The sequence below is a fragment of the uncultured Anaerococcus sp. genome, assembly GCF_963510575.1.
Taxonomy (GTDB): Bacteria; Bacillota; Clostridia; order Tissierellales; family Peptoniphilaceae; genus Anaerococcus.
This window is the reverse complement of the sequence record NZ_CAUPFR010000051.1, coordinates 1-11,683: the sequence shown is the minus strand read 5'-3', so window position 1 is coordinate 11,683 and position 11,683 is coordinate 1. Positions and strand designations below refer to the sequence as shown.

The following is an 11,683-nucleotide window of genomic DNA, read 5'->3' as shown; positions in this document are numbered from 1 at the left end:
GTCTTTTGGAAAATAATCTATAAGTGTGTAAGGCCTTGAACCCCTTGGCCTTTGGGAAAGGTGGGCAGAATAGTTTTCGATTCCCGAACAAAATCCTATTTCCTTTAGCATTTCAATGTCATACTTGGTTCTCTGTTCGATTCTCTGGGCCTCTAGGAGTTTACCCTCGCTTTCAAATTCATTTATCCTTTCCTCCAACTCTTTTTCTATGGAAATTATTGCTTTTTCAGTCTTTTCGCTGGTTGTGGCGTAGTGGCTGGCAGGGTAAATGTAGGCGTGGGAAATTTTTGAAATTACCTTGCCTGTGAGGGGGTCAAATTCTGAAATCTGGTCGATTTCATCCCCAAAAAACTCTAGCCTAATAGCTTTTTGGTCAAAACCTGCAGGGTAAATGTCTAAAACATCTCCCCTTGCCCTAAAGGTTCCCCTTTCAAATTCCACGTCATTTCGTACGTACTGAACATCAATTAGCTTTTTCATGACCTCTTCCGGGCTGATTTCCTGGCCAGGACGGAGGGATACGACTAACTTTTTGTATTCAATCGGGTCACCCAAACCGTAGATGCAAGAAACACTGGCAACTATTATTACATCCCTTCTCTCAAAAAGGGCCATTGTTGCAGAATGGCGCATCTTGTCGATTTCGTCATTTATAGAAGAGTCCTTGGCTATGTAGGTATCAGTCGCTGCCACATAGGCCTCTGGCTGGTAGTAGTCGTAGTAGGAAACGAAATATTCCACAGCATTGTCTGGGAAAAATTCCTTAAATTCGGTAAATAATTGGTAGGCAAGGGTCTTGTTGTGAGCAAGAACCAAGGTTGGCCTTTGAACATTTTGGATAATGTTGGCCATGGTAAAGGTCTTACCAGAACCGGTCACCCCCCTTAGGATTTGGTGTTTTTTTCCTGCAAGGATTCCCTCACTTAGTTTTTTAATGGCCTCTGGCTGATCGCCCTTTGGGGCGTAGTCTGATTTTAATTTAAATTCCATCTTTTCTCTCAATCTATATCTAAAACTTTCGCTAATTTTCCTTATTTATACCCAAGTATTATACTAGAAATTAGCCGTTTTTCCATTGGTCAGAGTCAGTCAAACTTCTTTCTTTGTTTACTTTTAGCAATTTTCATATATAGTAATAGTGTACTAGGGGTGCTAACAATAGTAGCTGAGATCATACCCTTAACCTGAATCCAGGTAATGCTGGCGGAGGTAAGTTACAAATCCTCCCAGCAGAGTGCAAAGGAGGAATTTTTTTATGAATAATAGTAAATGGTCAACTAAAATGATTGCCGAAGGTGGTGTAATGCTTGCCCTCGCCTTTATTCTAGGTCGTATAAAACTTTTTGAATTACCTCAAGGTGGTTCTGTAACAGCAGGCCAGATGATTCCACTAATCATCTTTGCCATCAGACATGGAGCTGGCCCAGGCATAGTTGTAGGCGGAGTTTACGGTGTTCTTGATATGTTATTTGGTGGATCAATCTACCACCCAGTCCAAGCCATCCTAGACTACCCACTAGCCTATGCTTCCCTTGGTCTTGTAGGATTTTTCTCAAAGAATTTTGCCAAAAACCATGAAATCTTACCTGTTATTGAAGGTACATTTTTAGGCGTCTTCGCCAGATTTGTCTGCCACGTCCTAACAGGAGTCATCTTCTTCGGTTCTTACGCCCCAGAAGGCCAAAACGTTTGGTTATATTCCATTATTTATAACGGCACTTTCCTAGGAGTAGAATTTATAATCACAATTATAATCATCTTCCTAATAAAGAATTTAATAACCAAAGACTTGGCAAGATTATAATAAGTATAGAAAAACAGGAGTTTTTATGACTCCTGGTTTTTTTGATTTTTATCCAAGATAAATTATTATCTTTTTTTAATCCGAGATTAACTATATCTTATAAAGTTTCTCAGTCATTAACATGACTGCTTCGTTCTAAGGGGAGGCCCAAGGGACCTTCCGCAGGGTCCCTCACCCGCCTCCCCTTAAACCCCTCTCGGCTACACCCCCGAGCGTCTCCTTATGCGGAGTGCGAAAGTAGAAGCTTGCCTTTTCGGCAAGCTTTTTTTGTATAGAGAGAACATCCTTGTATTATTGTTTGTATCTCCCCACTGATTTCTAATATTCAAGCCCCTAAAAACTGATAACTCGGCTCCGCCTCAAACAATCAGTTTTCTTAACGCAACCCTTGATTAGAAATCATTTCCCGATAAAGGGGAGAATTGTCCTCGATGTTCCAGAGGTGCTGGGCTCGTTTGGCTTCGCCAAACTTTGCTAAATTAGTATTTACTTTTAATCAAAGAAGTCTAAAATCTCAAGGTCGAGTATTTTAAAATGCCAAGACTCCGTGAAAAAAATTGCACTGACAGCTCTTTTAAAAATCAAGATGTAATAGTTACTGTGAACTAATTTCCAAATAAAAAGTACAAGTTAGACTAGATTGCAATTTTTAGGAGGCTTGGGATTTTAAAAATTCAAACAAATATTAGTCTTAAACAAAGGCTCCTCCATACCAACACGTTTGCCGTAGGCAAACTCCTTGTCCCCCGAGAGGGGTCGCCCGGAGGGGGTAACGGAAGGGGGTTTAAGGGGGAGCCGGTTGGGGGACATACGGAAAGTCCCCCTGGGCTCCCCCTTTATACGAAGATTCAACTGTAAATAAAATTATCACATAAAAGACAGATAACTTATCTCGGATAAGAATAAAAGATAGTTTATCTCGGATAAAAAAATATTAGTCCCTTATTTTAAAGGTCTTTGACCCAAATTTCACTATCAAAATATTCACAACAATTATAAAAGCAAGGATAAAACCACCGCTTGCCATTAAAATCATCTTATAATCCATATCTTTAACAATAAAGGCACCGTAGATGCAAATGTAGTAGACAACCATATTTATGACTCCTGCGACCTTGCTTACTGGCATTCCTTCTTGGTTGTAGGGTTGGATTAGGTAATATTTAGCTAGGGCAAGGCTTGTGAAAAATGTGGTCATTAAAAGAATGTAGGCAAGAACGACCAAATTATTTACCCAAAAAATCTCTCCCTTATAGGCCATGGCTACCATATAAGTCGCAAAAACCGCTCCAGCTGGAATCATGTTGATAAGAAGCATTGACCTAAATCTTAGCCTGTACATGGCAAGGAGCATCTCTCCTTTCCTATAAAAACCATAGGGCAAAAGACCCTGGTCGCAGTTTAAATACATGGCAGTAATTACCTTATCCTGCCTTGAAAGGATGTAGGTCAAAAATGGCATGGCCCTGATTGTTAGCTCAAAAATCCCATCTGCTGTTAAAGTTTCCTTAAAAACCGTAAAGAAAAATACTCCAAGTCCAATAGCTGGCACAGCTAGAGATTTTATTATTACTGGTTTTGTAATAAGCCTTTTGTGCCTTATAAAAAACAAGGAATTAAGGAAGGCCAGACCCCTTTTCTTATAAAGTCCCTTTGTATTTTTAACTTCTATATCCTTATCCTTTAGCTCGTAGGCCTTAGCTGCACTTAGGTTAAGGTCTTCTGAAGCCACGTCGTATTCCTCTACAGACTCTTCAATAACCTGGTCAAAAGACTCAAATTTCCTAAGACCGTTTACGCCGTAGATGAAAAGAGCAAGTGAAAAGCCAAAAATTGTGCCAGCCCAAATCCTTAGGTCAAAATGACCTGTAATCACAAGTCCCATAACAAGAACAGGGATTAAAATAATAAGGACAACTTGCAAAATCCCATTATCCAGAATTCCCTTTTTATGTTTTAATTTATATTTCATCCAGAAAACCGAAGCCCCAGTTTCTAGGAAATAGACAGCGAAACTCATCAAAATCGGATATATAAGGGAAACTTTATTTATTAAGCTAAAAAATATAGCAAATATTAGAGTCCTACCAATTAGCCTCATGGCTGGTTTGTAATACAAAAATATCTTGTAAGAAGATTTTGGATCTATATGGTATTGGGCAAAATATTTGCCAATGCCTACCCCATTGTCGTAGATAAAATTCCTAAAAATCCCTGTCGCAAAATAGAGAATTACAGGCACCATAAGTCCCATAAGATAAGATGTCAATTCAGCTTTGCTAGCCAAATCCGCCGCAAAAATCTCTCCACCAATTTTTTCAAAAATCAAACCATAAGTGATAGTTGTGAATAAATAGGCGATTACAAAGGATAAAAGACAGCCCAAAATTTGCTTTATGAGGACAAAAATTGGATAAAAGGCGTTCATAATCTCCTTTATTTCAAAAAACCTATACTTATCCCCTAATTTTTTGCCGATTAGGGGAAGCTTTCTAATGCCGTAAACCATGAGGTTAAAAGTTTCGGTAAGGGCGATTTTTTCGGCTAGGATGTAGGTCCTAATATCTTTATTCATGGTCATTTCCTAAAACTTCTTTTTCGCCAGCTAAAATCGAAATCAATTTGTCCTCAAAGTCAGGATCAGCCAGGTAAGAATCATCAAGTCCAGATAATTTTTTCTCTGATAAAAGGACAATCTTATCACAAATATCCTTAGCAAGCTGGAGGATATGGGTTGAAAAAATCATAATATGGTCCTTGTGGATTTGTCTGATGATTTTTTTCATCTGGAGGGATACGACCACGTCAAGGCTTGTTAGTGGCTCATCCATGAGGATTATCCTTGGTTTTAGGATCAAAAACATGAGCATTTGAATTTTGTTTTTCATACCTGTCGAATAGGACTGGATTAGCCTGTGCCTGTCTTCCTCGTCAAAATCAACCAAATTCATATAATAGTCAATGTCTTTTAAATCCTTGATATTTTCCCTATTGGCATCTATGAAAAATCTGATAAACTCGTAGCCTGTGAGAAATTTTGGCAAATCTGGTTCTGCCACCATCATAAATACGTCGTCAAAAGACACAGGGGACTTTTCCCTGTTTTCTTCAAGATAAATCTCTCCAGAATCTTTTTTGATAGCCTCTGTGATAAGCCTAAAAAGCGTTGTCTTACCAGCACCATTTCGTCCGAGAAGTGCATAAACAGTGCCTTTTTCAAAGTCATATGAAGCATCCTTTATAACTTCCTTTTGGTCAAAGGACTTGGATAAATTTTCTATAACTAATTTCATATTCTTCCTCGATTTTGTTTTATTTATAACTAATTATTTATATTTTACCATAGTTTGGTAAAGAGAAAATAAATTTCAACAATATATAGTCATAAATTAAGAAAATAATCACCCAAAGCGAAGACAATCTAGACACCTTTACCGTAATAATTGTATTGACACAGCCAGAGGCTTCTCCACTACGGTCGAAGCGAGGGGTGATTGCTCTTACTATTCCTTGAAGATTAAAACAGTAGTATGTAAAAAAATTAAATAGAAACTTTGAGTTCAAAGTAAGTACAACTATCCTCGTTTCGACCGAGCGTAAGCGAGTGGAGAAATCTCCTACGTACACTAAAAAACAAGTCCTGGTCATACATTCGATAAAATTTACGGATATCCTTAGCCCAAAACCTATGAATATAAAGAAATAACTTATATATTCAGCATTCTCTCATATATGAGCTTCTCCACTTACAAAAATAAGATTTTTAAAAAATAAATTTGACATTGTATTAAGGGTGTAGTACACTTGTATTAAGATAATAGTACAGTGATACAAAGAAAGAAGGTTTGTATGGATTTTGATAACAACCGACCTATCTATATCCAACTTTTGGAAGATTTTAAGATCAAAATTTCCACAGGCGATTGGCAGGCCGGTAGTAAAATTGATTCAGTTAGAAATCTCGCCACAGCCTACAAGGTAAATCCAAATACCATCCAAAGAGCTCTATCAGAGCTTGAAAGAGAAGGTCTTTGCGAGAGCCAAAGGACAATCGGTAGGTTTGTAACAGAAAATGAAAACAAGATAAAATCACTCTCATCCAGAGCCTTTACCAGCTTTGCAGATGATTTTATAAATGGGATGGAATCTTTAAATATCAAAAAAGACCAGGCCCTAAGAGATTTGAGAGAATATTGGGAGGAATTATGATAGAGATAAAAAACTTAAGCCTCAAATACGGAGGCAAGAAAGTCCTAAGCGACTTTAATTTAAAGCTTGGTACTGGCAAGATAATTGGACTTGTAGGAGAAAATGGAACAGGAAAATCATCCCTTATGAGAATCCTTGCTGGCCTTGAGAAAAATTACGATGGTGAGGTCCTAATCGACGGCCAAAAGCCAGGTGGAGAAACCAACGCCCTCATCTCCTACCAACCCGACCACCTTCCCTTTGACGATTTTATGACAGTAATCGACATAGGAAATATTTACGAAAGATTTTACGACGATTTTGACTCAGAAAGCTACTACAATATGATCGATTCGTTTTCTATAGCAAGAAACCTTAAAATCAAGGAATGTTCCAAGGGAATGAAGGATAAGGTACAAATCGCAGCGACCCTTGCTAGAAAGACCCAAGTCTACCTCCTAGATGAGCCAATGACAGGCATTGACCCAAAGGCAAGGTTTGAGATGCTAAATACAATTATAGAAAACTTCAGTCCTGAATCAACCCTACTAATCTCAACCCACCTTATATCTGAGATTGAAAAAATCCTCGACGAAGTAATCATCATAGCAGATGGCAAGGTCCTCGCCCACAAGGCAGTTGATGAGATAAGAGAAGAACAAGGTCTAAGCCTTGAAGAATATTTTAGGGAGGTCCTCTAATGGGAAAATTATTTAGACAAATTTTTAAAGAAGACATAAAAAAGGTAATGACTTGGATGCTGTCACCCCTTCTAATAGCAATCCTAGGGGTCTTTGTCTATAAGTTAACAGCCTTCAGTCCCCTAGGTCTTATAATTGTCTTAAGCGGATCAGTTATGACCTTTGCCCCACTCATTTCCCTAGCCAGTCTTAATGATAGTGACAACAACAGGTTTTACGGCAAAAAATCAGCCTTCTATACATCACTACCATTAAAATCGAGCGAGGTAACAGGGGCTAGACTTATAAACTACATTATTATGGGACTTGTGATAGGACTTTTTTCTATCTTTAACTTTTTGCTTATAGGCATAACTAGCGATAATGGACTAGATCCCCTAGAAATATTGAAATACCTAGGTCAAAGCATTGACTTAAATATTTTTATCAGTTTGGTAAAATTCCTAATTATTATCGCCTTGTTTTATACAATTTTTGCCCTAATTATGATGGCAGCAAATACGCTGGGAGCATCACGTCCCTTTAACAAAATGGGTAGGTCAGCAAAGTTAGTCCTTTTCGTAGCCATGATTTTATTCCAAGGATATGTATATGCAAAATTGATTAGTGGACTTGGAAACACAAGCTTAATCAAATTTAAGGAATATTCAACTAATGCAACCACATTTTCTATAAATATGCTAGATTTAAACTGGTCATCCTTTGCGATTATAGTCCTAATTCTGGGAGTATTTGCCCTAGCCTATTTCGCCCTAGTAAATTATTTCCACAAGGAGAAAATCTCAGTAGAATAAGGAGGATCTCATGTTTAAAAAACTAGTATTTGGAATAATTGGGATATTTATCGCCATCTGGGCCTTCCTCTTGTTAACCTTCAGGCCAACACCAGGATACTTGAGAAATACGGAAGCAGACGGGGTTAAAATTGAAGCGAAAATCTCAGATGACCATAGGACACCAATCATAAGGACCTACACTAAAGAAGAATTTGAGACTTTTGACCAAACTAAAATCGACAACATCGAAGACGACGTAGACGGCAGGGTAGAAGGCGACATCCCTTGTATCGACCTTCTTAAGGAAAATAAAATCTACATTTCCTTCTACAAGGACGGACAAAAAATCGACCCAGAAAAGACTCACATAGAAATAATCGCCCATGCGAGTGATTACAAGGACCCAACAAAAACACGCCATATTGAAGGCGAACTTACTGACGATGGAGAAAACACCTACTCTTACGCCACAAAAAGATATGGAGTCCAATATGAAAAATACTTCATGGAGTACCTACAGTTCCAAATTTCTTACACAATCGAAGGCAAAGACTACGTTTCAATCTTAGGTACCTTCCAAAGCAATGCCCCAGACGGGACAGATTTCTTCAAAAACGAAGACTTAAAAGAACCCCTAGACCCAGAAGAATGATAAAAGTAAAACCAGCTCAAATTCGAGCTGGTTTTTAAATTCCTTCTAAATTTTTAACTTCAATATAAAAGCTCTGCCCCTGGTAGGTCACATAGGCGAAGCCATTTTCTTCTTCTTGACTGGCTACCACAACTGAGCCTTTTTCTAAGGTGTCGAAGGCTGTTTTTTCGTCGGGGTCGGTGTAGATTTTCGCATCTCTTACCAACCTATATGACAATCCTATTCCAATTTCATCTTTAAGCTTAATCCCAGTCCCAGGCCTTGTTGGGATATCTTGTTTGGTGTATTTTTCTTCCTTACCACATCCAGCTAGGGTTATTAATAGGCAAAAAATTACTAACTTATTTATGGTAAACCACCCCACAATAATCTATTCCCAATTCCCTTAGGTCGCTAATCGCCTTGTCTAAGGTAGATTTTTTAGTCTTTCCATCTACCAAAATCACTTCCATATCGCAAAGTCTGGCTGTTAGGTAAGGGTCGGCTGTTTCTAAGGATTTTTGGTCAATTAGGATGTAATTATAAGAGTTTTCCCTATTGGCAATTTCTGCAAAAAACTCATTAGTATCGAAAATCCTATCTGAAGCCTTAGCTGGAAAGGCTAGGTAATCAATTTCGCCCTTTCTTAGGACCTTAAAGGAATTTTCATCACTTAAAAATTTTCCTTCTATTTCGCCAGCATTTTTACTATCTATGAACAAAACCCCATTGGCAGGAGCAAGACTTTCTGCCAAAGCTTTGGCAAGTTCATAAGAATCAACTTTTCCTAGGCTTGTTATCCCAAGGACCCCATCTTGAAGCCTATGATCAATTTTTGCCTTTATTTTAGAAATTTCATCGCTAGATCCAAGTACATCAAAGTCAAGGTCTCTCAAATCGTCCTCATCGGCTATATTATCAGAGAGAAGGGTCTTGATAATTACTATAGCTAGGCCTAAAATAGCCCCAGCAACTCCTGCTGCCACAGAAAAAATCAAAAGTTTTTTCTTTGAAGCCTGATCAACCAAAACCTCATGCAAATAGGCTAAATTATCAGCATTTAGATAATCTTTAGCCATTTGCCTAAAGTTTTCACAAATAGACTTAAGAGCATCAGCCGCCCTATCCTTGTTATCATCATTGTAACTTAGGCTAATAAGGCCTGCTTGTGGGTTTACATCAAAATCAGACTTTGCCATGATTTCCTTAAAATCAAGTGTTGAACCACCCTTTTTTAGGTCATTTGCAACCCTTTTATAAAGGTCAGGTGACTTTATAATCTCAGAATAAATGTTGCCAAGTTTTTCGTTTAGAATTATCTTATTGTAAGAAATTTCCTCATCTTCACCAGCTGTGGCAATCAGAATTGCCGAAGCCTCGTAAGACCCACCGACTTTTTGCATTCCCAGGCCAAAAACCAGGCCAAAAAACACGATGGCAGGAACAATAAGAAGGGCGAGATTTCTCTTAATTCCGTCAATTAATTGGTAAGTTGTAACTTTTCTCATAAAAACTCCTATCTTAATGTAATGACTCGATAGCCATTGAATTTGTAAAGAAAAAATCGTACTCTGGCGCATCAACGCTAATATAAATCGCATAAGGTAGGATAAAGACCACTATGGATAAAATTAGCAAAAAGGCCGCCAGGCTGTCTTGGTATTTTAATTTTTTAATCATCATTGGTAGGTAAAACATCTCCAAAAGTGCAAAGTAGGATGAAAACCTAAAGGCAATGGCTGTCGATGACCTAAAAACAAGCATGATGCAAAGGCCAAAAACCATAGCTTTGACACCGGCTTTGTCCATCCTATCTCCTCCAAAAGTTTTCTCATCCAAGTACATGATGGAAACTATAAATAAAAGGAAGAAAAATATAATCCTCGGGTCAAAAAGTTGCATACCATAAGCAAATTTGCCCTCAAAGGTGTAGGTTACAATCTTCCTAGAAAGTATGCCAAGACCTATTTTTGAAAACACAGTTGCAGCTATGGAAAAAACCAGCTTTGAAAAAACCGACACAGCCAAACTTGCCAAGACTATCAAAATTTTTAAAATATTATTAAGATCAATTTCCAAATATAATAAAAATGGAATCAGAACCACAGCCGACTTATGAAAGCTGATAGCTAAAACAAGGGCCAAAAAACTCCTAAATCTCTTCTTTTCAGTCGCTAGGTAAATAGCCAAGAGACCTAGGCCCATAGCTGTGGCAGTCCTTGAAGTTTGCATATCAAATTGCAAGAAAATCGGCAAAAATATAATTGCAGACAAAAATGGATTAGCCGATTTTTTAACCACCACATAAGTCACAGGTCCGATTGACAAAAAATTCATAAGGACAATCACCCACTGACGGCTAATACCAACGATATTTATAAGGTAAGACGCCAGCCTAAAGGAAAACTCAACCGGGTAGGAAAAATCCAAAACCTTATCAAAATCCGTTCCAATATCCTTAGCGAACCACAAATAATTGTAATAATCAGCATCTCCCGACCCTCTCAGGCCTGCAAAAATAAACATCAAGAAAAACATAGAAAAAGCCGCGAGGTTTTTTTGATATGAAGTTTTAAAATCTATAAGGCTAAAGCATAGAAAAAGCAAAAGCTCCAGCGTAAAAAATAACAAAAATCCCATAAACTTTTCTAATTAGGGGGCATCCCCCTAAAACTCCCTTGTGTGATAAAAGAGAATACTTCTCTTGTACTCTTATTCATTAATATATCATTTTTTCGTCTTTTTATCCATGATAAATTAATTTTATTTTTTTATAAAAAGGATTTTATCTTTTAAATATGTCCATGTCATTCACATGACCCCTCCGTTCAAAGGGGGAGCCCAAGGGATTTTTTCACTAAGTTAGTCTATTAATCCAGGATTAACATCTTTTTTTCTTATCCGAGATAAGTTATATTTCTTTTATATTGTAATGAATTATTTTATTTACTATTGAATCTTCGTAAAAGGTGGACCCCAGGGGAACGTTTCGTCGCTCTCGGCCGCTAGGGCAGGATGTTCCCACATCGGGTCCCCCTTAAACCCCCTTCCGTTACCCCCTCCGGGCGACCCCTCTCGGGGGATATGGTGTTTGCCTTCGGCAAACTATTAATATAGGGCTACCCTTGTTTTAGTTGGACTATCTACAAACTTTTTTGACACTCAGTCGGCTAAAATTTGATAACTCGCTAAAGCTCAAACAATCAAATTTTTAAACGCCTCCTTCATTTACAAAAATACTCGGTCTTGAGGTTTTAACTCTTCCTACAAGAAAGATAAAGCTAATTTAGCAATGTTTGGCAAAGCCAAACGAGCCTAGAAAATCCTAGAAACTTCAAAATCATTTCTCCTCTTTATCGAGTAAGGATTTCTAATAAAAAGCCCCGTCAAGAAAACTGATTGTTTGAGCGATAGCGAGTTATCAGTTTTTAGGGGCTTGAATATTAGAAATCTGTGGGTATTTACATGAATTAATACGGAGTTATTCCCCCTAATAAATAGGTTTGCCTATAGGCAAACTTCTGCTTTCGCACTCCGCTTAAGGAGCCGCTTGTGGGGGTGTAACGGAGAGGGGGTGTAAGGG

At 38.0% G+C, this 11,683-nt stretch carries 11 protein-coding genes and 1 riboswitch; of the genes, 5 read left to right on the top strand and 6 right to left on the bottom strand.

Annotated features, from left to right (window positions below; translation table 11 throughout):
• A partial coding sequence (locus tag RQ907_RS05110; RefSeq protein ID WP_311492309.1) for a DEAD/DEAH box helicase family protein occupies positions 1–990 on the bottom strand: 990 nt, incomplete at its 3' end.
• A gap of 145 nt (positions 991–1,135) precedes the next feature.
• A riboswitch (TPP riboswitch) is annotated at positions 1,136–1,229 on the top strand.
• Between the two features lie 26 nt (positions 1,230–1,255).
• Here RQ907_RS05110 and thiT point away from each other — a divergent pair.
• On the top strand, positions 1,256–1,804 hold the full coding sequence (gene thiT / locus RQ907_RS05105) for an energy-coupled thiamine transporter ThiT (RefSeq protein ID WP_311492308.1): 549 nt from the start codon (positions 1,256–1,258) through the stop codon (positions 1,802–1,804).
• 934 nt (positions 1,805–2,738) lie between these two features.
• On the opposite strand, the gene RQ907_RS05100 is transcribed toward thiT, so the two are convergent.
• Positions 2,739–4,379 carry a hypothetical protein gene (locus tag RQ907_RS05100; RefSeq protein ID WP_311492307.1) on the bottom strand — a complete coding sequence of 547 codons (1,641 nt, stop codon included), beginning with the start codon at positions 4,377–4,379 and terminating at the stop codon, positions 2,739–2,741.
• The gene (locus RQ907_RS05095; RefSeq protein WP_311492306.1) at positions 4,372–5,097 is read right to left on the bottom strand and encodes an ABC transporter ATP-binding protein; all 726 of its coding nucleotides are present in this window, start codon (positions 5,095–5,097) and stop codon (positions 4,372–4,374) included. The genes RQ907_RS05100 and RQ907_RS05095 overlap by 8 nt, the downstream gene beginning before the upstream one ends.
• A 556-nt stretch (positions 5,098–5,653) precedes the next feature.
• Between RQ907_RS05095 and RQ907_RS05090 the strand changes: the two genes are divergently transcribed.
• The 4 genes from RQ907_RS05090 to RQ907_RS05075 are packed head-to-tail and all read left to right on the top strand — an operon-like array spanning position 5,654 to position 8,121.
• Positions 5,654–6,013 (top strand): GntR family transcriptional regulator, encoded by a 360-nt coding sequence (locus tag RQ907_RS05090; protein ID WP_311492305.1) that lies wholly within the window; start codon positions 5,654–5,656, stop codon positions 6,011–6,013.
• Positions 6,010–6,693 (top strand): ABC transporter ATP-binding protein, encoded by a 684-nt coding sequence (locus tag RQ907_RS05085; RefSeq protein WP_311492304.1) that lies wholly within the window; start codon positions 6,010–6,012, stop codon positions 6,691–6,693. The genes RQ907_RS05090 and RQ907_RS05085 overlap by 4 nt, the downstream gene beginning before the upstream one ends.
• On the top strand, positions 6,693–7,487 hold the full coding sequence (locus RQ907_RS05080) for a hypothetical protein (protein ID WP_311492303.1): 795 nt from the start codon (positions 6,693–6,695) through the stop codon (positions 7,485–7,487). The genes RQ907_RS05085 and RQ907_RS05080 overlap by 1 nt, the downstream gene beginning before the upstream one ends.
• A gap of 10 nt (positions 7,488–7,497) precedes the next feature.
• Positions 7,498–8,121, top strand: a complete 624-nt coding sequence (locus tag RQ907_RS05075) for a hypothetical protein (RefSeq protein ID WP_311492302.1) — start codon at positions 7,498–7,500, stop codon at positions 8,119–8,121.
• Between the two features lie 34 nt (positions 8,122–8,155).
• On the opposite strand, the gene RQ907_RS05070 is transcribed toward RQ907_RS05075, so the two are convergent.
• The 3 genes from RQ907_RS05070 to RQ907_RS05060 are packed head-to-tail and all read right to left on the bottom strand — an operon-like array spanning position 8,156 to position 10,740.
• Positions 8,156–8,485: a hypothetical protein gene (locus RQ907_RS05070; RefSeq protein ID WP_311492301.1), complete on the bottom strand. Its 330-nt coding sequence runs from the start codon at positions 8,483–8,485 to the stop codon at positions 8,156–8,158.
• Positions 8,463–9,608: a hypothetical protein gene (locus tag RQ907_RS05065; protein WP_311492300.1), complete on the bottom strand. Its 1,146-nt coding sequence runs from the start codon at positions 9,606–9,608 to the stop codon at positions 8,463–8,465. The genes RQ907_RS05070 and RQ907_RS05065 overlap by 23 nt, the downstream gene beginning before the upstream one ends.
• Before the next feature lie 13 nt (positions 9,609–9,621).
• Positions 9,622–10,740, bottom strand: coding sequence for an EpsG family protein (locus RQ907_RS05060; RefSeq protein WP_311492299.1), 1,119 nt, complete (start codon positions 10,738–10,740; stop codon positions 9,622–9,624).
• Positions 10,741–11,683: the final 943 nt, after the last annotated feature.